Origin of the sequence: Luteimonas sp. gir (assembly GCF_037198055.1) — a bacterium.
GTDB classification, from domain to species: domain Bacteria; phylum Pseudomonadota; class Gammaproteobacteria; order Xanthomonadales; family Xanthomonadaceae; genus Luteimonas; species Luteimonas citri_A.
Genome location: NZ_JBBAXQ010000002.1, coordinates 104,929 through 124,322 on the forward strand (window position 1 = coordinate 104,929; position 19,394 = coordinate 124,322).

Sequence of the window (19,394 nt, forward strand, 5' to 3'; positions counted from 1 at the left end):
CGCTCGCTATAGTCGTGCCCCCGTCCGTTCCCGGATTCGCCATGTCCTCGCCCGTCGCCCGCACCTCGCTTCCCGCCGTCGCCTGCGCCGCAGGCGGCACCGGCGGCCATCTGTTTCCGGCCGAGGCGCTGGCGCGGGAGCTGCAGCGGCGTGGGCATCCGGTGGTGATCTACACCGAGCGCCGCGGCGCGGCCTACACCCAGGCGCTGGCTGGGCTCGACCACGTCGTGCTGCCGGCGCGCAGCCTCGAAGGCGGCGTCAGCGGCAAGCTCGCCGCCGGGCTCACGATCCTGCGTGCGGCCTGGCAGGCGCGCCGCGATATGCGCCGGCGCGGTGTCGGCCTACTGGTGGGCTTCGGCGGCTATCCCAGCTTCGCGCCCGCACTTGCGGCCCGAAGCCTGGGCTGCCCGCTGCTGCTGCACGAGCAGGGCGCGCGGTTGAGCCTAGCCAACCAGAAACTGCTGCGGCTGGCCGCCGGCGTGGCGACCTCGTTCCCGGCGACCGCCGGACTCGACGGCTTCGATCCCGCGCGCGTCGTCGACACCGGCAATCCGGTGCGCGCCGCGATCCTGGCTGCACGTGGCGACTACCCCGCGCTCGGCGGCGATGCGCCGCTGCGGCTGCTGGTCGTGGGCGGCAGCCAGAGCGCGCGGGTGTTCGGCGAGGTCGTGCCGCCTGCACTGCTGCGGCTGCCCGAGACGACGCGGCGCCGGCTGCACGTCTCGCTGCAGATGAAGGGCGAGGGCGTTGACGAAGTCGAGGCGACGCTGCGCGCGGCGGGTATCGAGGCGACCGTGCGGCCATTCTTCGACGACATGGGCGTACGGCTGCGCGATGCACATCTGGTCGTCACCCGCGCCGGTGCAACAACCGCTGCCGACCTGTTGACCGTCGGCCGCCCCGCGGTGATGGTCCCGATTCCGCAGGGCGGCTCGCGCGACGAGCAGCGCCGCAATGCCGAGGCGCTGGCCGCCGCGGGTGTGGGCTGGTGCATGCCCGAGGCCGAGCTGAGCGCCGAGCGGCTCACCGCGTTGCTCGAAGAGGCCTTCGCGTCACCGACGGTGCTGCCGGCTGCGGCGCGCGCGGCCGTCGTGCTCGGACGACCCGACGCCGCGTCGGCGCTTGCCGATCTCGTCCAGACGACGCTGGGCATCGCGCGCGACAGTGGCTCGCGGGGCGCCCATTCCGCGGCCTGAGCCTGAATGCGCGCGGGTTGGTGAACCGGCCAGTATCGTTTTGCACTGCAGCGTGCATCCCGTCGACCAGTCTTCCAATATCGCCCCGCACCCGACGTGGGGGAGGGAGCAAGCCCGTAACCGGTTCGCCGGAAGCGGGCTTTTTTTTTTGGTTCTTCGCCGACATCCGGGGAAACCTGTTTCTCTTCGCTCGATCAGGGGCTCCTCTTCGGAGCGCGCGTCGCGCCAGCCGGGGACTGCTCCCCCAGCTCGGTCAGCCATCCATGGCTGACTCGCCGCCGCGGGCCATCCCAGGCCCGCTATCGCAATCCCCGACTAGCACGACGCACTGAGGCTGACAGTGCGCAACTTCTTCCAGCGGGCGACTTTGCGTCCACCCGAAGTGGGGTTGCACATGTCTATGCGGCGGGCTAACGACTGGCGACCGCGTCAAGCGCGCCATGGGTGAGCCCGCTTCAGCTCGCGCGCCTCAGAAAGACTTCGCTTGGCTCGTCTTACCGGTCGCGGAGTGAGCGTGTCCTGTTTCGCACCGGCGGCCGCTGTCATGATGACGGGATGACCGACGATCTACGTGCAGCGCTCGATGCGCATGTCGCCCGCCTGTTGGCCCGCCTGCCAGATGAGGTACACGCCGATCCCGCGGCGATGGCGCGGCTGCGCCCCGTCGCGGTCGCCAGCGACCTCGCGATCGATGTGCTGCAGCGCCAGCCCGACCTGCTTGCGCAACTGCTGGCCGACGACGGCGACACGTCGCCCACACTGCCGACGCTGGAGGCGGGCAATCGCAATGACTGGCCGATGCTGCTGCGGCGCTACCGCCTGGCCTGTTCGACGCGGCTGATCTGGCGTGACGTGCACGGGCTTGATGATGTCGAAGCAACGCTGGCCGGCAGCACGCAGTTGGCCGAGACCTGCCTGCAGGTCGCGCTGGGCGCCCTCGAACAGGATTTCGCCAGCCGCCACGGCGTCGTGCGCGACAGCGAAGGCCGCGCGGTGCGCCTGGTGGTGTTCGGGCTCGGCAAGCTCGGCGGCGGCGAGTTGAACTTCAGCTCCGATATCGATCTGGTCTACGGCTTTGAAGCGGCCGGCGAGAGCGATGGTGCGCGGTCGTTGGCGGCCGAGGACTACTTCACCCGGCTGGGCCAGCAACTGGCGCGGTTGCTCGACGAGATCACCGGCGACGGCTTCTGTCATCGCGTCGACCTGCGCCTACGGCCGTTCGGCAACGCGGGCCGGATCGCGCTGAGCTTTGCGGCGATGGAGCAGTACTTCCAGCGCGAGGGCCGCGACTGGGAACGTTACGCCTGGCAGAAGGCGCGGCCCGTGGCCGGCGACCTCGCCGCGGGCGGGCGTTTTCTCGACCTCTTGCGGCCGTTCGTCTACCGCCGTTATCTCGACTTCGGTGCGCTCGACGGCCTGCGGCAGATGAAGGACATGATCGCGGCCGAGGTCGCGCGTCGTGAACTGGCCGACGACATCAAGCGCGGCGACGGCGGCATCCGCGAAGTCGAGTTCCTGGCCCAGGCGCTGCAATTGATCCGGGGTGGGCGCGAGCCGGCATTGCGCGAACGACGGTTGCTGCCAGCGCTGCGGGCGCTGCATGCGGCCGGGCAATTGTCCGACGAGGCGCTGACGCGGCTGCAGGCGGCGTACCTGTTCCTGCGCCGCGTCGAGAATCGCTTGCAGATGCTGCGCGATGCACAAACCCATCTATTGCCGGCCGATCCGCTCGACCGGTTGCGGATCGCGTCCGGCCTGGGCTATGCCGACTGGGCGGCGCTCGAGGCGGATCTGCGGCGCGAGCGCGACCACGTCGCGCACGAGTTCGATGCGTTGCTGGCGGTGCGCAGCCAGCAGCGCCGCGTCGACACCGACAGCGATCTGGCGACCTGGTGGCGCGCGCTGCCCGATGGCGGTGATGCGCAGACGCTGGCCGAGGCTGGCTTTGCCGATGCGCGCGAGGTCGCCGAGGCACTGCGTGACTTCGCCCGCTCGCCGAGCGTGCGCGACCTGTCGGACAACGCACGCGCGCGGCTCGACCGGCTGATGCCGGTGTTGCTGCAGGCCTCCGCGCCGGCGGATCGGCCGCTGCAGGCCGTGCGCCGCCTGTTGGCGCTGCTGCACAACATCCTGCGACGTGCCAGCTACCTGGCCCTGCTCGACGAACAGCCCGCAGCGCTGGCACGGCTGGTGGAGGCGGTGACTCGCAGCGCCTTCCTCGCCGAGCGCCTCGCTGCGCATCCGCTGCTGCTCGACGAGCTGCTCGACGCCCGGGTCGAGGGTCCACTGCCCGAGCGCGATGGTCTGGCGACCCAGTGCAATCGCGTGCTGCAGCAGCGCGATCTGGAATCGGCGTTGCTCGCGCTCAACGAGATCCGCCAGCAACTGAGCTTCCGGATCGCGCTGGCCACGCTCGATCGCAGGCTCGATCCGCCGACCGCGACCCGGCAGTTGGCCTGGCTGGCCGATGCCGTGGTCGAGGTGGTGCTCGCGCTGGCGATGCGCGAACTCGAGCGCGCCCATGGCCGGCTGCCCGACGCCCGTTTCGTGGTGGTCGGCTACGGCAGCCTGGGCGGCGAGGAACTGGGGTTCGGTTCGGATCTCGACCTGGTCTTCCTCTACGACGCGCCCGCCGACGCCCAATCCGATGGCGCCCGGCCGCTCGATGCCCAGCGCTGGGCGGCGCGTCTGGCGCAGAAGATCGTCGCGCTGCTGGGGACGGTGACCGGCGGTGGCCGGCTCTACGACGTCGACGTGCGCCTGCGCCCGGACGGCGGCAAAGGGCTGCTGGTCTCGTCGCTGGCCAGCTACGCGGAGTACCAGCGCGAGCGTGCGTGGACCTGGGAACACCAGGCGCTGGTGCGTGCGCGGGTGGTTGCGGGCGATGCGTCGATGCGCGAGGCGTTCGAGTCGGTCCGCAACGACACGCTGGCCCGGCCTCGCGAGCCTGTGGCGCTGCGGGAGGAGATCGCCGCGATGCGCCGGCGCATGCGTGGCGAACTCGACCGTTCGACTGCCGACCGGTTCGACCTCAAGCAGGGCGAGGGCGGGCTGGTGGATCTGGAGTTCCTGGCCCAGTCACTGGTGCTGCAGGGCGCGGCGACGCATCCCGGGCTGCTCGCGCCCCGGGCCACCCCGGCGTTGCTCGAGGCCGCCGCAACGGCGGGCCTGTTGCCGGCCGACCAGTGCCAGTCGCTTCGCCAAAGCCATGCCTGTCTGCTGGAGGCGGCGCTGGCCTGCATGCTCGACCGTCGGCCGCGCATCGCATCGGTCTCGCCGGCGCTGGAATCGGCTCGGGCGACGATCGCAGGTATCGCCGGCTGGGCCTGATCTTCATCCTGGATTAGCCCGGACAGGCGCAGGCTTGACCCTCTGGAGACGGCCCACAGCGGTGGCGCGGCTACCCGCTTGGGTGAACGGTCCCTGTCCAGAAAGCGTTGGACGTTCCATGGCCAGAACACTCGGGAACTTCCGGCAGCCTTAGCAGTCATATCTGGAGACTGCTACCATCCTTTCATGAGCACGCAGACCATGACCCACGCCCTGGTTGCCAACAGCCTGCCGATCCCCAGCCCGCTCGGTTCGCTCGATGCCTATATCGGCGCCGTGCACCAGATTCCGGTGCTGACGGTCGAAGAGGAGCAGGCGCTGGCGCAGCGGTATCGCGATCATGACGATCTCGATGCCGCGCGCGAGTTGGTCCATTCGCACCTGCGCTTCGTCGTCCATGTGGCCCGCGGTTACAACGGCTACGGATTGCCGCTGGGCGACCTGATCCAGGAAGGCAACATCGGCCTGATGAAGGCGGTCAAGCGCTTCGATCCGGACGTCGGTGTGCGCCTGGTGAGCTTTGCCGTGCACTGGATCCGCGCCGAGATGCACGAGTTCATCCTCAAGAACTGGCGCATCGTGAAGGTCGCCACGACCAAGGCGCAGCGCAAGCTGTTCTTCAACCTGCGCAAGAGCAAGACCCGTCTGGGCTGGCTCAATGCCGAGGAAGTGCGCACCGTTGCCGCCGATCTCAACGTCTCCGAGCGCGAAGTGCTGGAGATGGAATCGCGCCTGTCGGGCCGCGACATCGGTTTCGATGCGCCCGCGGGCGAGGACGACGACAATGCGCCACCGGCGCCGGTCGCCTACCTCGTCGCGCAGGACGAGGACCCGGCGCAGGCCTACGAGCGCAGCGACAGCGAGGCCGACCAGCTCGAACTGCTGCGCGAAGGCATGGCCAAGCTCGACGCCCGCTCGCGCGACATCATCCGTCGCCGCTGGCTCGACGACGAGCACAAGGTGACGCTGCAGGAACTGGCCGACGAGTACGGCGTGTCCGCCGAGCGGATCCGCCAGGTCGAGGCCAACGCGTTGAAGAAGATGAAGGCGTTGTTCGCGGCCTGAGTGCCGCAGTAGCCACCGCTGGATACAGACCGGCGGCCCGCGCAAGCGGGCCGTTCCGTTTAGCTAACGTCTTCAGTATCCGACGCGCTTGGTTAGGACACAGGCGACATTTCTGAAATTAGTTCCTTCAGCATATTCATAGCCTGTGTACACGTCGGAGCCGTTGCAGATACTTCGACGCCCGTGCCCCCAGGAATGGAGACGGTGGCGGTAACAGTGCACGATTCGCTATTTATGCCTGCTTCGAGGCCCGCCGCGCTTTTGCGAGAAACTTTGATATCCCTCAATGTCAGATTGCGGACTTCTGCATAGTTCTGCAAGTCTTGAACTATCATGGATGCGCTCTCGACCGAAGGACTTGCAGAAGCAATCGGAGCTCCAGAAAACGCCATTGCGAGAATCGCGGAACACAGAATCTTCGACGTCATGTCTCACCTCTTCCTTGCGAATGAAGCTTGAACATGGACTGGGGACGCGAAGCTCGATGTGAAAAAAAGGTTAGGCGATCGTGAGCCATAACGATGCCCGGCTTTCTGGGCATCGGGTTTTCACGCGGCATGTGTGAGTCACCACTTGAACAGCACCAGGCTCAACGCCAGGGCGGCCATGCCGGTGACCAGCCCGTAGACGGTTTCGTGGCCCTTGGCGTAGCGCTTGGCGGCGGGCAGCAGTTCGTCGAGTGCGAGGAAGACCATGACGCCGGCGATGAGGCCGAACACGGTGCCGAACACCGGTTCGGACAGGAACGGGCGCAGCAGGGCGTAGCCGATCAGCGCGCCCAGCGGCTCGGCCAGGCCCGACAGCAGGCAGGCCAGGAAAGCGTAGGTCTTGTTGTTGGTCGCGAAGTACACCGGCACCGCGATCGCGATGCCTTCGGGGATGTTGTGGATCGCGATGGCGAACGCCAACGGCAGGCCGACGCCGGGGTTCTCCAGCGTCGCGAAGAACGTCGCCAGGCCTTCGGGAAAGTTGTGCGCGGTGATCGCGATCGCTGTCAGCAGGCCGACGCGTTTGACGTAGCTGGCGTTGTGCTCGCGGAAGTAGGGGTCGTCGACTTCGAGCCGCTCGTGCGGGTTGGGCACCAGCTTGTCGATGGCGACGATGAAGAGCAGGCCACCGAGGAACGCGAACGTCCCCCAGGTGAAACCGAGCTGCGGACCGTAGGCGTCGGTGAAGGCGAGGATCGACTTGTCGAGGATCTCGGTCAGCGACACATAGACCATCGCACCGGCCGCGAATGCGAGCCCGAATGCGAGCAGCCGCGCATTGGGCTGCTTGGCGAAGATCACCAGCAGACTGCCCAGGCCGGTGGCCAGGCCCGCGGCGGTGGTGACCGCGAGTGCGATCAGGAAGTGCTGGCTGGAGATGTCGAGCATGGAAATGGCCGGATCGAAGAGGCTCAGTCCGGCGCCGTGTCGGGCGTCGACGGATGAGCGGCCATGCTATCCGAAGCCTGCAGCGAACGGTCCTGCACCGGCGCTTCGGGACCGACCTCCGGTGCCGGCCCGAAGATGATCCGCGCCGCGCGCCGGTGGGTCCAGTAGGCGAGCGTCCAGTTGAGCAGCACCACGACGCGGTTGCGGAAGCCGATCAGGAAGAACACGTGGGCGACCAGCCAGAACCACCAGGCGGGCGCGCCCGAGAGCTTGATGCGCCCCAGATGCGCGACGCCGGCCATACGGCCGATCGTGGCGAGGTTGCCGTAGTCGCGATAGAAGAACGGGGTCCTGGGCTGGTCGCGCAGGTCGGCGAGCAGATTGGTGGCTGCGTGCTCGCCCATCTGCTTGGCGGCGGGCGCCACGCCCGGCACCGTGCGTCCCTCGCTCTGGACCGCGACCATGTCGCCGATGGCGTAGATCTCGGGATGGCCGGGCACAGTGAGGTCGGGGGCCACCTGCACACGGCCGGCGCGATCGCGCGGTACGTCCAACAGCGTGCCCAGCGGCGAGGCCGCGACGCCGGCAGCCCAGATCACGGTCCGGGCGGCGATGCGACGCTCGCCGATCCGGTAGCCATCGGCATCGATCTGGGCGACGGGTTCGCCGGTGAGCACCTCCACGCCGAGCTTTTCCAACTGGCGACGGGCCTTGGCCGACAGGTCCTCGGGGAACGAGGCGAGCACGCGCGGCCCAGCTTCGATCAACCGGACCTTGGCCAGTGCCGGATCGATATGCCGGAACTCGCTGCGCAGGGTGTGGCGCGCGATTTCGGCCAGCGTCCCGGCCAGTTCGACGCCAGTCGGACCGCCGCCGACGATCGCGAAGCTCAGCCACGCGGCGCGGGCGTCGGGATCGGTTTCGGCCTCGGCGCGCTCGAAGGCGAGCAGCATGCGGCGGCGCAGGTGCAGCGCGTCGTCGAGCGTTTTCAGGCCTGGCGCGTGCGGCGCCCAGCGGTCATTGCCGAAATAAGCGTGGGTGGCGCCGGCGGCGAGGATCAGGCGGTCGTAGCCCAGTGTCATGCCGCCATCGAGGGTGAGCGTGCGGGTCTCGGGCTCGATGCCCTCGACCTCGGCCATGCGCACCTCGACATTGCGCTGGCGTCGCAGGATGTGACGCAACGGCGCGGCGATGTCCGGCGCCGACAGGCCGGCCGTGGCGACCTGGTAAAGCAGCGGCTGGAACAGGTGATGGTTGCCGCGGTCGATCAGGGTGATGCGCACCGGGGCGCTGGCCAGAGCGCGCGTGGCCCAGAGCCCGGCGAAGCCGCCGCCGACGATGACGACGCGAGGAAGGTCGGAAGCGGCGGGCATCGCGGCCTCTCGAAGCGGGGACGCTCGATTCTAGGTCGAACGCCGTGCACACACACAAACCCGGGGTCAGAGTCGAATTTTCAAGCAACCGGGGGCAGCGTCCACTGGATTCGCCGCGGCCTGATGGATGCGGGCGAATAATCGACTCTGACCCCGGTTTGGATCGCGCGAGTGCTTGCGGTCACAGGCGGGCGCGTTGTGCGGCGAGGGCGTCGCGTTGCGCGGTCCAGTCGGCCAGGCGTTGACGTTCCTGTTCGACCACCGTCATCGGCGCGTTCTTTACAAAGGTCTCATTCGACAGCTTGCCGTGGCATTTGGCCAGTTCGCCTTCGACGCGCTTGAGTTCCTTGTCCAGGCGCGTGCGTTCGGCATCGAGGTCGACCAGACCTTCGAGCGGGACGTACAGCGCGAACTCGCCGACCAGGGCCGTGGCTGCCGGCGGCGGGTCGCCTTCGAGGCGGTCGATGCGCTCCAGGCGGACGAGGGAGCGCAGCTGCGAGTCGAAGCGACGCAGCCGCTCGGTCGACAGCGGGTGGTCTTCCCGAGTCAGCAGCACGATCTGGCGCGACGGCGACACACCCAGTTCGCTGCGGATGCGGCGCAGGGCGCTGACCATCTGCTTGAGCCATTCGACATCGGCGTCGGCCTTCGAGTACGCGGCCACGGCCTGCGCGTCGGCCTGGGGATAGGGACGCAGCGAGATCGTCGTGTCCGCGATGCCCAGCCGCGGCGCGACCTGGCGCCACAGTTCCTCGGTGACGAACGGAATCAGCGGATGCAGCAGTCGCAGCAGCGATTCGAGCACGTGCAGCAGGGTGCGGCGGGTGCTGTCGGCGGCCGCTTGGTCGGTGCCCAGCAGCGCGGGCTTGGCGAGCTCGACGAACCAGTCGCAGAATTGGTTCCAGGCGAACTCGTAGAGCGTCTGCGCAAGCAGGTCGAAGCGGTAGCTCTCGAAATGCGTGCGGGCTTCGTTGGCGGCCTGATCGAGTCGCGACAGGATCCACTTCTCGGTGTCGGTCACCGGCCAGGCGGTATCGGCCGTGGCAGCGTCGAAGCCCTCGGTGTTCATCAGCACGAAGCGTGTGGCATTCCACAGCTTGTTGCAGAAGTTCTTGTAGCCTTCCGCGCGGCCGAGGTCGAACTTGATGTCGCGACCGGGGCCGGCGAGCGCAGCCATCGTGAAGCGCAGCGGATCGGCGCCGTGCGCGGCGATGCCGTCGGGAAATTCCTTGCGCGTGGCCTTTTCGATCTTCGGCGCATCCTTGGGCTTCATCAGCCCGGTGGTGCGCTTGGCGACCAGATCCTCGATCGTGATGCCGTCGATGATGTCCAGCGGGTCGAGCACATTGCCCTTGGACTTGGACATCTTCTGGCCGTCCTTGTCGCGGACCAGGCCGGTCATGTAGACATCGCGGAACGGCACCTGGCCGACCAGGTGATCGGTCAGCATGATCATCCGCGCGACCCAGAAGAAAATGATGTCGAAGCCGGTCACCAGCACGCTCGACGGCACGAAGTGCGCGAAGCCGCGCGCGTCCATTGCCGCCGCATCCGGCCAGCCCATCGTGCCGATCGGCCACAGCCCCGATGAGAACCAGGTCTCGAGCACGTCGCTGTCCTGGGTCAGCGCCACGTCCGGCCCCAGGCCCGCCTTCTCGCGCGCCTCGGCTTCGGTGCGGGCGACATAGATATTGCCGGCGGCGTCGTACCAAGCCGGGATGCGGTGTCCCCACCACAGCTGGCGGCTGATGCACCAATCCTGGATGTTCTCCATCCAGTGGCGATAGGTGTTGGTCCAGTTCGGCGGGACGAACTTGACGGCACCGCTTTCCACGAGCGCCAGGCCGCGCTGGGCCAGGCCGTCCATCGCGACGAACCATTGGTCGGTCAGATACGGCTCGATGACCTGGCCGGTGCGGTCGCCACGCGGCACCTGCAGCTTGTGCGGGCGCGCCTGCAGCATCAGCCCCTCGGCCTCGAGTTCGGCGAGCACGGCCTTGCGCGCCTCGAAGCGGTCCAGGCCGCGGAAGCGTTCGGGCGCGGCGTCGTTGAGCGCGGCGTCGGGCGTGAACAGGTTGATCGTCGGCAGGCCGTGGCGCTGGCCGACCTGGTAGTCGTTGAAGTCGTGCGCCGGGGTCACCTTGACCACGCCGGTGCCGAACGCACGGTCGACGTAGGCGTCGCCGATCACCGGGATCGTCCGGCCGGTCAACGGCAGGGCCACGGCCTTGCCGATCAGGGCTGCGTAACGCGGGTCCTCCGGGTGCACCATCACGGCGGTGTCGCCGAGCATCGTTTCCGGCCGCGTGGTGGCCACAACCAGGTGGTCGCGCGTCTCACGCAGTGTCTCGTGGCCGTCGGCGTCGATCTCGATGTGCTCGTAGGTCGCACCGTCGGCCAGCGGGTAGCGGATTTCCCACAGGAAGCCGTCTTCCTCTTCGCTGACGACCTCCAGGTCGGAGATCGCGGTCTTGAGCACGGGATCCCAGTTGACCAGACGCTGGCCACGGTAGATCAGGCCCTGCTCGTGCAGGCGCACAAAGGCCTCGACCACGGCCTGCGACGGTTGCGGGTCCATCGTGAACGTCGTGCGCGACCAGTCGCCCGAGGCGCCCAATCGGCGCATCTGGCGCTCGATCGTGCCGCCCGACTCGGCCTTCCATTCCCACACCTTCTCGATGAAACGCTCGCGCCCCAGCGAATCGCGGGTCTCGCTGCTGCCGGCCAGCTTGAGGTTGCGCGAGACCACCATTTCGGTCGCGATACCGGCGTGGTCGGTGCCCATCTGCCAGAGCGTGCGGTAGCCGCGCATCCGGTGATAGCGCACCAGGGCGTCCTGCAGCGTGTGCTGGAACGCATGCCCCATGTGCAGCGTGCCGGTGACGTTGGGCGGCGGCAGCAGGATCGTGTAAGCCGGGCCGTCACCCTGCGGCGCGAACACGCCGCCGGCCTCCCACTCGGCGTACAGGCGGGCTTCGAAGGAACCGGGGTCGTAGCTGGGGGCGAGAGGCATGGTGGGAGCGCCGTGATTCGTGATGGGTGATTCGTGATGGGAGCGCGGATACACAGGGCGGGGTGGGCGGCATCGCTCGACGCCCAAGCCCCGATCCCGATGTTCGGCCTTACCCTCACATGTCGTGCTTGGAGACCTCGAGTCCGGCGGCCTTGTAGTGGCGCCAGCGCTCGCGCAGAGGTTCACGGGCCGAGTCGTCGGCGGGGACGACTTCGAGTACGCGTTCGAAGCCGCCGTCGACCGCTGCATCGCGCAGGTTGATCACCAACGCGCGCATCGGGGTGTCGGTGTCGGGGGCTGCGATCAGCACCGGCGCCTCGTCGTCTTCGTCGTCGGTACCAGCGATCTGGTGCGGGATGTAGTCGTCCTCGCCCATGTCCCAGAGCATGTCGTCGAGCATCTCGGCTTGCGCCATGTCGCGCGCCAGCACCAGCGTCCACTGCTGCGCGGCATAGGCCTTGCGCACCAGTTCGCAGACCAGCCGGAGCGGCTCATCGCGGAAACGGGGCTTGGCGATCAGATAGAAGTCGGCGCGCATGGAAAAGGCAGAGAAAGAGGTCGTCTCAGCAGGGATCAGTCGAGCGGGCTAAACCGGGATCAGAGTGCAATTCGACGCGGGGTCAGAGTGAAATTTCGCCTTGCGAAATTGCACTCTGACCCCGGTTTTCATGCGGCAGTGCGATCGAGCAGCCACTGCGACAGCAGGCCGACGGGGCGGCCGGTGGCGTAGGCCATCTTGCCGCTGCCGCTGGCGCTGCCGGCGATGTCCAGATGGGCCCAGCGCTGTCCTTCGGTGAAGCGCGAGAGGAAGCAGCCGGCCGTGATCGCGCCGCCCCAGCGGCCGCCGATGTTGTAGACGTCGGCGAAGTTGGAATCGAGCATCGACTGGTACTCGTCCCACAGCGGCAGGCGCCAGGCGCGGTCGAAGACGTGCTCGCCGGCGGCCAGCAGTTCGGCGGCCAGGTCGTCGTGCTTGCTCATCAGGCCGGTGGCCTGTGTGCCGAGTGCGACCATGCAGGCGCCGGTCAGCGTGGCGACGTCGACCAGGGCGGCCGGCTCGAAACGCTCGGCGTAGGTCAGCGCGTCGCACAGGATCAGCCGGCCCTCGGCGTCGGTGTTACCGACCTCGATCGTCTTGCCCGACATGCTGGTGATGACGTCGGACGGGCGATAGCTGTTGCCGTCGATCGCGTTCTCGACCGCCGGCACCACGACGTGCAGATTGATCGGCAGGTCCAGGCCGACCGCGGACACGAACGTGCCCATGACCGTCGCCGCGCCGCACATGTCGAACTTCATTTCCTCGATGCCGCCCTGGGTCTTGAGGTTGACGCCGCCGGTGTCGAAGGTGATGCCCTTGCCGACCAGGACATAGGGCTTGGCGTCGCCGCCGTTCTTCCAGCTCAGCACGACCAGACGCGGGCGGTTGGCCGAGCCGCGGGCGACGGCCAGCAGCGAGCCCATGCCCAGCGCTTCCATCTGCGCTTCGTCGAGCACTTCGCACGAGGCCTTGTCGAAGCGGTCGGCGAACGTGCGCGCCTGCTCGGCGAGGTAGGCCGGGTTGCAGATGTTCGGCGGCAGGTTGCCCAGTTCGCGCGCGAACTTCACACCTGCCGCGATCGCCTTGCCCTGCGCCAGTGCCTGGTCGTCGTCGCCGACGATGGCGATCGAAGCCAGCTTCGCCGGCTCGCGCTTCTTGTTGCGCGCGCCCAGCGTGGCGACATAGCGATAGGCAGCGTGATCGGCGGCGATCACCGCCTGGCGGATCGTCCACGCGGTGTCGTGGCCGGCGACCTCGAGGTCGGCCAGTGCCAGCGCCGCGTTGGCGATGGTGCCGTCCTTGAGGGCGCGGATCGCATCGCCTACGGCGCGCAGGTACTGGGGCGCACCGAACTTGGCGCGCTCGCCCAGGCCGACGGCCAGCACGCGTGGTGCGGTCACGCCGGGCAGGTCGTGCAGCAGCGTGGTGCGCCCGGGCTTGCCGGGCAGGTCGCCGCGCTGGGCGAGCGCCGACAGGCGACCGCCGCTGGCGGTGTCGATGGCGGCCGCCGCGCCCGACAGCGGACCGTCGGCGAAGACGCCAACGACCAGGCAGTCGCTCGACAAAGTGGGGGGCGCGTCGCGGTTCAGGGAGAATTCGAGGGTCATCAACCAGATTCCATGGGGTGATCGGTACACTTCACGGTCCAGCGGGCGTGGCCTGTGACAGGCTCGCCATCGCAGATGCGTCGTGAAGGCGCGGCTGGACGAACCCCCAAGTCTAAAGCAAAGCCCCCGCGCCCGATGCCGAAGCTCGACCGCTACCTGTTCCGCGAATTTGCCCAGGCGACCTTCGCGGCGCTGGTGGTGCTGATGATCGTCAGCCTCGGTGGGGTGTTCGCCGATGTGCTCGGCGACATCGCGCGCGGCCGGGTGCCGGCCGGCCTGATGCTGGCCCAGCTGGGCCTGCAGGTCGTCAACTATCTGCCGTTGATCCTGCCGCTGGGCCTGATGCTGGGCCTGATGCTGGCGTTCGGACGCCTGTACCGCGATTCGGAAATGCCGGTGCTGACCTCGGTCGGCGTCGGCCCGGTGCGGCTGTTGCGGCCGCTGGCACTGGTCGTGGTGCCGATGACGCTGTTCATCGGCGCCTGCTCGCTGTGGCTCGGCCCGTGGGCTCGTGGCTACTCGCAGCAGATGATCGAAGCCGGCCAACGCAGCCTGCTGGTCTCGGGGCTGGAGGCCGGCCGGTTCGTCGAGTTCCCCGGCGGCAACGGCGTGGTGTACGTCAATGCGATGTCCGACGACGGCAGCCGCCTGGGTCGGGTCTTCGTCTATCGCCAGGACGACGGGCGCATGGACGTGACCACCGCGCTGAGCGGCGAATTGAGTGTCGAGGCGGCGGGGCGCTTTCTGCGGCTCGATGAGGGCTTCCGCGTCGAAGGCCCGCTCGATGCCGGGCTCGATTACCGGCTGATGCGCTATGCCAGCAACGAGATCCGGTTGCCGGCTGCCGATCTGGGCGCCGATGCCGATGATCCAGCGCTGCAGCCGACGCTGACGCTGTTGGGCGACGACCGCCGTGAGGCCCGCGCGCAGCTGCATTTCCGGCTGGCGCCGCCGCTGTTGGCGTTGGCTTTCGCGCTGCTCGCCGTGCCGCTGGCCCGCAGTCCGCCGCGCCAGGCCCGCTACGGCCGGATGATGATGGGCTTTTTGGCCTACGTCATGGGCATGAACCTGATGATGCTGGGTGCAGACTGGGTCGGTGAGGGCCGGATTCCGGTCGCCCTGGGCCTGTGGTGGCTGGTGCTGCCGTTGCTGGGCTTCGGCGCCTGGCTGTATTTCCGCGATGGCCGGGTGGTCGCGCCGAAGTGGAGGCGTGCGCGATGAGGCCGTTGGTGCGGATCCATGATCTCTACGTCGCCCGCATGGTCACCATCGCAGTGTTCGCGACCTGGGTGGTGCTGGTCGGGCTGGATGCGCTGATGGCCGGTGTCAACGAGATCGGCGCGGTCGGGCAGGGCAACTACACCTATATGTCGGCGGTGGCCTACATCCTGCAGACGCTGCCGCGCCGCGCCTATGTGATGTTCCCGACGGCGGCGGTGATCGGCTCGCTGATGGGCCTGGGGCAACTGGCCGCGACTTCGGAACTGATCGCGATGCGTGCGCTGGGCCTGTCGCGCACACGTCTGGCCATCTCGGTCGCTCTGCCGCTGCTGGTGCTGACGGCCCTGATGGTGGTCAACGGCGAGACCCTGGGGCCGATGGCCCAGCGCAGCGCCGACAGCATGAAATCGGCCCAGCGCTCGAACAACATGGTGGTCGGCCGGTATTCGGGCCTGTGGGCGCGCGAGGGCGACACCTTCCTCAATGCGCAGAACGGCAGCGAAGTCGCCGAGGCGGGCGGCAGCCGGATCCAGTTGCAGGACGTGCGCCTGTTCGAGTTCGCGAGCGACGGCCGCCTGGAGTCTGTCGCCCACGCCAAGACCGCCGAGCACGGCGCCGACGGCTGGCTGCTGCGCGACGTGCAGCGCACCTGGTTCGAGCCGCGCGCAGTGACGCGGACCGAGGCGCTGGAAGAGCACTGGGCCTCGCAACTCGACGCGTCCACGCTGGCGGCCAGCGCCAGCAGCATCTGGCGGCCGCGCTACATGCCGGCCAGCGAACTGCGCGCGGGCATCGAGTATCGCAAGCGCAACCAACTCGACGCCGGCGAGTTCGAGGAGCATTACTGGGGGCGCTGGTTCTACCCGCTCAATGTGCTCGCGCTGTGCCTGGCTGCGATTCCGTTCGCGTTCGGCTCGCTGCGCAGCGGCAATGCCGGTAAGCGGCTCTTCATCGGCGTGGTGTTCGCGCTCGGCTTCTGGCTCATGCAGATGCAGGTGGTGAAGTTCGCCGCCGTCTACCGGATCGATTTCCGCCTGGCCTACCTGCTGCCACCCAGCGTGATGCTGCTGGTGTCCTGGCTGCTGTTCCGTCGACGCAGCGCCTGACGGGCGGCGGCGTCGGGCGGCGCTTGCCGGGCCGCGAACAACGATGGCCGGCGGCGGGTGTGCACCGTCATTTTTCGACGTGGCATGCGGTCGGCTGCGCCCGTGGCGCCCCGGGCAGCGCAGGACCTCTCAGCGCGCAGACCGCTTGGGGTCGCGCACGATCCGGGTGCCGCTCGCCCGGTCGTGCCAGGTCAGGCGGTCGCGATCGAACCAGGCCCACCAGAACCCCAGGCCGCCGGCCAGCAGCGACACCGTCCCGATCGCGAAACGCAGCCACAACGCGCGTGCCGTCGGCTGGCCGCCATCGTGCCCGCGCACCCGGATGCGCCAGGGCCGCATGCCCAATGTCTGGCCGCCGTGGCGCCAACTCACGACCGCGTAGGCACCGGTCGCCAGCCAGCAGCACAGCCACAGCAGCCACTGCAGCGTGCTCAGCGGCGCGATGTTCTCGTGCGGGTCGTGATGCCCGGCGAAGGTATAGCCCGCGGTGAACAGGGCCGACAGCAACAGCCACAACGCGAGCGCCGGCCAAAGATCGTAGACCAGCGCCAGCAGTCGCCAGCCTATCCAGGGGCGGGCAGGGACGGCTGGACGGGAGGGCGATGCGGACATCGCGACAGGATAGCGTCAGCGCCCGGCGTTGCGCTGCGCAGGCGCGACGATGACGCCTGCGTTCGGCGGCGGATGTCAGGCCGACGGTGTGGGGTCGGCCGTCAGGCTCTAAGCTGCGCACGATATGCCGACCACCGCCACACCCGCCGAACGCCGCGCCCTCGTGGTCGGCCTGCCGCCGTTGCGCGACGATGACCGCGCTGCGATCGAAGGGTTTCTCGACGCATTCTGGGCCGAGACCGGCATCGCCACGCAGACCGGTACGGCCTACCGGCGCGATCTGGAAGGACTCGCGCGCTGGCGCGATGGTCGTGACGGCGGCATCGCCAACGCGGACCGTGCCGCGCTGTTCGACTACCTAGCATGGCGCACCCGCCACGGCTGGTCGCCGCGCAGCAATGCGCGGCTGTTGTCGGCGCTGCGCGCGTTCTACGCGGACCGGCAGCGGCGGCATGGCCGCGCCGACGACCCGACCGCCTTGCTCGAACCGCCGAAGCTGCCTCGGCCGCTGCCCAAGGCCTTGGGTGAATCGCAGATCGAGGCCTTGCTCGCCGCACCGGATGTGACCGCAGCCGATGGCCTGCGCGATCGCACGATGCTCGAGCTGATGTACGCCTGCGGCCTGCGGGTCAGCGAGCTGACCGGCCTGCCGGCCAATGGCGTCAATCTGCGCCAGGGCGCACTGCGGGTCACCGGCAAGGGCGAACGCACCCGCCTGGTGCCGCTGGGCGAGGAGGCGCAACACTGGTTGCAGCGGTATCTGGCCGAGGCCCGCCCGGTGCTGGCCGGCGGCAAGCCGCTGCCGGCCGACGCCCAGGGCGGTACGCCGCTGTTCCTGACCGCCCGGCGCCTACCGCTGTCCCGGCAGCAGTTCTGGGGCCTGGTCAAGCGCTATGCCGCGATCGCAGGCATCGACCCGGCCCGGATCAGCCCACACGGCCTGCGCCACAGTTTCGCCACCCATCTGCTCAACCACGGCGCCGACCTGCGCGCGCTGCAGATGCTGCTCGGCCACAGTTCCCTGTCGACGACCCAGATCTACACCCTCGTCGCCCGCGAACACCTCAAACGCCTCCACGCCACCCACCATCCGAGGGGGTGAGCCCCCGTCGCTCACGCGGCATGCCGCGTGACGGGGGCGAACGCCCCGCGCGCTGCGCGGGGCCGGGCGTGCGCCGAAACAAATAGCCGACACCAATCCGACGCCGACCGCGCGGGGGCGAACGCCTCGCGTGCTTCGCGAGGCCGGGCGTGCGCTGGAATCAATAGCCGATAGCAACCCGATGCCGACCGCGCATGCGCGAACGCCCTGCGTGCTACGCGGTGCCGGCCAGCCGGGCCGGGCCGGGCCGGGCCCTCATCGGGCGACCAAGCATCGCCATGGATGGCGGCGGGGTGTCGACGCCGAGACGGCACTGCCGCGCGGCTGGGCGAACGCCCCGCGCGCTGCGCGGGGCCGGACGTGCGCCGAAACAAATAGCCGACAGCAATCCGACGCCGACCGCGCATGCGCGACCGCCTCGCGTGCGGCGGAAGGGAACAGCGTGCCCGGTGGTCTCAATGCCCTCCCCGCGAGGAGGTCGGCGCCTTGGGCTTGCCGCTAAATGCGCCCCTATCCCAGCCTTCCACCCGTGAAGGGTGCAATGCCCCGCGGTGCGGGGAAGGGGCCGAACACGATCACTGCGGGAGATCGCCGCCCGCGTGTGGGTCGCGTGTTGGAAGTGATGCAGGGCAGGGCGTCGCGTCTGGCGCAGTCGCTGCGAGTCCCTCCCCCGCTTGCGGGGGAGGTCGGCGCCATCGGCGCCGGGTGGGGGCAGCGCGGATCTCCATGCGCTTCGCAGTCTATCGCCGTTGCCACAGTGCGTCCGAACGTTTGTCCTGGCGCCACCGACCCTGGTCCGGGAAGGCGCTCCCAGCATCCGCGCACCGCACCCAGCCCCAGCCTCATGCGCCTGCCCGCCGCCGTGAACGAGAACGGGCCCGTGAAGGCGGTCGGGGGCGTTCCGGTCCCGGCTTCGTGCCAGAATCGCCGGTCCTGGAGTTTCTCCGTCCGCGGTAGCCCGATGCGATGAAGCGATACCTGTTCGCCCTGTTGAGCGCCTTCAGCCTGTCCGCCTGTGCCCAGGGCACGAGCACCCCTGATGCGGCGGCCAACCCGGCCGCACCGACCTCGGCCGCGAGCGCTGCCGCCAATGTCCCGCCGCCGCCCCCGGGCACGCCGGCCGCGATCGCGCGCAACGCGATCCTGTCGATCAACCCGCAGGTCTCGATCGAGAGCATCCACGACGCGCCGCTGCCGGGGTTCCAGGAGGTGATCGTTGCCGGCCAGGTGCTCTACGTCAGCAATGATGGCCGCTACGTCATGCAGGGCAGCCTGTTCGATGCGCAAGAGAAGCGCGACCTGAGCCAGTCCGGGCTGTCGCAGCTGCGCAAGCGCTTGCTGTCGGAGGTGCCCGAGGAGCAGCGGATCATCTTCGCGCCGGCCAACCCCAAGTACACCGTGTCGGTCTTCACCGACGTCGAATGCGGGTACTGCCGTCGTCTGCACGACGACATCGCCGAGTACAACAAGCGCGGCATTGCGATCGAATACCTGGCCTATCCGCGCATGGGGCCTGGCAGCGAGGATTTCCGGTTGATGGAGTCGGTGTGGTGCGCGGCCGATCGCCGCAAGGCGCTGACCGATGCCAAAGCCGGGCGCCGGGTGACCTCCCAGCCCTGCGCCAATCCGGTGGCGGCGCATTACGCGCTGGGCCAGCGCGTGGGTCTGACCGGCACCCCGATGATCGTGGCCGAGGACGGCACTCAGATGCCGGGCTACATGCCCCCCGACCAGTTGCTCGCCGCGCTGCAACGCCTGGCTGGCGCCGCCGGCGGCCGCTGAGCCGACAGTGAGTGCGTGGCCGGGCGGCAGGCCCGGCCATTGGCTACAATGGGCGGCCCTGAATCACGGT

At 68.8% G+C, this 19,394-nt stretch carries 14 protein-coding genes; 7 read left to right on the forward strand and 7 right to left on the reverse strand.

Annotated features, from left to right (window positions below):
* Nucleotides 1-41 precede the first annotated feature (41 nt).
* The 3 genes from WAF18_RS04240 to rpoH all read left to right on the forward strand — a co-directional run bounded on the left by WAF18_RS04240 (nucleotide 42) and on the right by rpoH (nucleotide 5,591).
* Nucleotides 42-1,196 carry a UDP-N-acetylglucosamine--N-acetylmuramyl-(pentapeptide) pyrophosphoryl-undecaprenol N-acetylglucosamine transferase gene (locus WAF18_RS04240; protein WP_337244025.1) on the forward strand — a complete coding sequence of 385 codons (1,155 nt, stop codon included), beginning with the start codon at nucleotides 42-44 and terminating at the stop codon, nucleotides 1,194-1,196.
* 555 nt (nucleotides 1,197-1,751) lie between these two features.
* Nucleotides 1,752-4,526, forward strand: a complete 2,775-nt coding sequence (gene glnE / locus WAF18_RS04245; protein ID WP_337244026.1) for a bifunctional [glutamate--ammonia ligase]-adenylyl-L-tyrosine phosphorylase/[glutamate--ammonia-ligase] adenylyltransferase — start codon at nucleotides 1,752-1,754, stop codon at nucleotides 4,524-4,526.
* A 186-nt stretch (nucleotides 4,527-4,712) separates the two neighbouring features.
* On the forward strand, nucleotides 4,713-5,591 hold the full coding sequence (rpoH, locus tag WAF18_RS04250) for an RNA polymerase sigma factor RpoH (RefSeq protein ID WP_337244027.1): 879 nt from the start codon (nucleotides 4,713-4,715) through the stop codon (nucleotides 5,589-5,591).
* A gap of 92 nt (nucleotides 5,592-5,683) precedes the next feature.
* On the opposite strand, the gene WAF18_RS04255 is transcribed toward rpoH, so the two are convergent.
* The 6 genes from WAF18_RS04255 to WAF18_RS04280 form a co-directional block, all read right to left on the reverse strand.
* A complete protein-coding gene (locus tag WAF18_RS04255; protein WP_337244028.1) occupies nucleotides 5,684-6,019 on the reverse strand; it encodes a hypothetical protein in 336 nt (111 codons plus the stop codon).
* Between the two features lie 138 nt (nucleotides 6,020-6,157).
* Nucleotides 6,158-6,967 carry a zinc transporter ZupT gene (zupT, locus tag WAF18_RS04260; RefSeq protein ID WP_337244029.1) on the reverse strand — a complete coding sequence of 270 codons (810 nt, stop codon included), beginning with the start codon at nucleotides 6,965-6,967 and terminating at the stop codon, nucleotides 6,158-6,160.
* 23 nt (nucleotides 6,968-6,990) lie between these two features.
* Nucleotides 6,991-8,340, reverse strand: a complete 1,350-nt coding sequence (locus WAF18_RS04265) for an NAD(P)/FAD-dependent oxidoreductase (RefSeq protein ID WP_337244030.1) — start codon at nucleotides 8,338-8,340, stop codon at nucleotides 6,991-6,993.
* A 181-nt stretch (nucleotides 8,341-8,521) separates the two neighbouring features.
* Complete coding sequence (locus WAF18_RS04270; RefSeq protein WP_337244031.1) at nucleotides 8,522-11,353, reverse strand: valine--tRNA ligase; 2,832 nt, start codon at nucleotides 11,351-11,353, stop codon at nucleotides 8,522-8,524.
* Between the two features lie 115 nt (nucleotides 11,354-11,468).
* Nucleotides 11,469-11,891 carry a DNA polymerase III subunit chi gene (locus WAF18_RS04275; protein WP_337244032.1) on the reverse strand — a complete coding sequence of 141 codons (423 nt, stop codon included), beginning with the start codon at nucleotides 11,889-11,891 and terminating at the stop codon, nucleotides 11,469-11,471.
* A gap of 128 nt (nucleotides 11,892-12,019) precedes the next feature.
* Nucleotides 12,020-13,501, reverse strand: coding sequence for a leucyl aminopeptidase (locus WAF18_RS04280; protein ID WP_337244033.1), 1,482 nt, complete (start codon nucleotides 13,499-13,501; stop codon nucleotides 12,020-12,022).
* A gap of 135 nt (nucleotides 13,502-13,636) precedes the next feature.
* On the opposite strand from WAF18_RS04280, the gene lptF reads away from it, so the two are divergent.
* Entirely contained in the window at nucleotides 13,637-14,722 is a 1,086-nt protein-coding gene (gene lptF / locus WAF18_RS04285) for an LPS export ABC transporter permease LptF (RefSeq protein ID WP_337244034.1), read from the forward strand.
* Nucleotides 14,719-15,828: an LPS export ABC transporter permease LptG gene (gene lptG, locus WAF18_RS04290; RefSeq protein WP_337244035.1), complete on the forward strand. Its 1,110-nt coding sequence runs from the start codon at nucleotides 14,719-14,721 to the stop codon at nucleotides 15,826-15,828. Before lptF ends, lptG begins: the two co-directional genes overlap by 4 nt.
* Before the next feature lie 129 nt (nucleotides 15,829-15,957).
* Here the strand turns inward: lptG and WAF18_RS04295 are convergent, their stop codons facing one another.
* A complete protein-coding gene (locus tag WAF18_RS04295; RefSeq protein WP_337244036.1) occupies nucleotides 15,958-16,440 on the reverse strand; it encodes an RDD family protein in 483 nt (160 codons plus the stop codon).
* A gap of 124 nt (nucleotides 16,441-16,564) precedes the next feature.
* Here WAF18_RS04295 and xerD point away from each other — a divergent pair, with 124 nt between their 5' ends.
* Together xerD and WAF18_RS04305 are read left to right on the forward strand one after the other, a co-directional pair.
* Complete coding sequence (gene xerD, locus WAF18_RS04300; protein ID WP_337244037.1) at nucleotides 16,565-17,542, forward strand: site-specific tyrosine recombinase XerD; 978 nt, start codon at nucleotides 16,565-16,567, stop codon at nucleotides 17,540-17,542.
* Nucleotides 17,543-18,508: 966 nt separating this feature from the next.
* A complete protein-coding gene (locus tag WAF18_RS04305; protein WP_337244038.1) occupies nucleotides 18,509-19,324 on the forward strand; it encodes a DsbC family protein in 816 nt (271 codons plus the stop codon).
* Nucleotides 19,325-19,394: the final 70 nt, after the last annotated feature.

Coding starts and splice junctions, on each gene's coding strand:
- WAF18_RS04275 (WP_337244032.1), bottom strand. CDS start 11,891: ATGCGCGCCGACTTCTATCTGATCGCCAAGCCCCGTTTCCGCGATGAG.
- WAF18_RS04265 (WP_337244030.1), bottom strand. CDS start 8,340: ATGCCCGCCGCTTCCGACCTTCCTCGCGTCGTCATCGTCGGCGGCGGC.
- lptF (WP_337244034.1), top strand. CDS start 13,637: ATGCCGAAGCTCGACCGCTACCTGTTCCGCGAATTTGCCCAGGCGACC.
- WAF18_RS04240 (WP_337244025.1), top strand. CDS start 42: ATGTCCTCGCCCGTCGCCCGCACCTCGCTTCCCGCCGTCGCCTGCGCC.
- WAF18_RS04305 (WP_337244038.1), top strand. CDS start 18,509: ATGAAGCGATACCTGTTCGCCCTGTTGAGCGCCTTCAGCCTGTCCGCC.
- glnE (WP_337244026.1), top strand. CDS start 1,752: ATGACCGACGATCTACGTGCAGCGCTCGATGCGCATGTCGCCCGCCTG.
- rpoH (WP_337244027.1), top strand. CDS start 4,713: ATGAGCACGCAGACCATGACCCACGCCCTGGTTGCCAACAGCCTGCCG.
- zupT (WP_337244029.1), bottom strand. CDS start 6,967: ATGCTCGACATCTCCAGCCAGCACTTCCTGATCGCACTCGCGGTCACC.
- WAF18_RS04270 (WP_337244031.1), bottom strand. CDS start 11,353: ATGCCTCTCGCCCCCAGCTACGACCCCGGTTCCTTCGAAGCCCGCCTG.
- WAF18_RS04255 (WP_337244028.1), bottom strand. CDS start 6,019: ATGACGTCGAAGATTCTGTGTTCCGCGATTCTCGCAATGGCGTTTTCT.
- WAF18_RS04280 (WP_337244033.1), bottom strand. CDS start 13,501: ATGACCCTCGAATTCTCCCTGAACCGCGACGCGCCCCCCACTTTGTCG.
- xerD (WP_337244037.1), top strand. CDS start 16,565: ATGCCGACCACCGCCACACCCGCCGAACGCCGCGCCCTCGTGGTCGGC.
- lptG (WP_337244035.1), top strand. CDS start 14,719: ATGAGGCCGTTGGTGCGGATCCATGATCTCTACGTCGCCCGCATGGTC.
- WAF18_RS04295 (WP_337244036.1), bottom strand. CDS start 16,440: ATGTCCGCATCGCCCTCCCGTCCAGCCGTCCCTGCCCGCCCCTGGATA.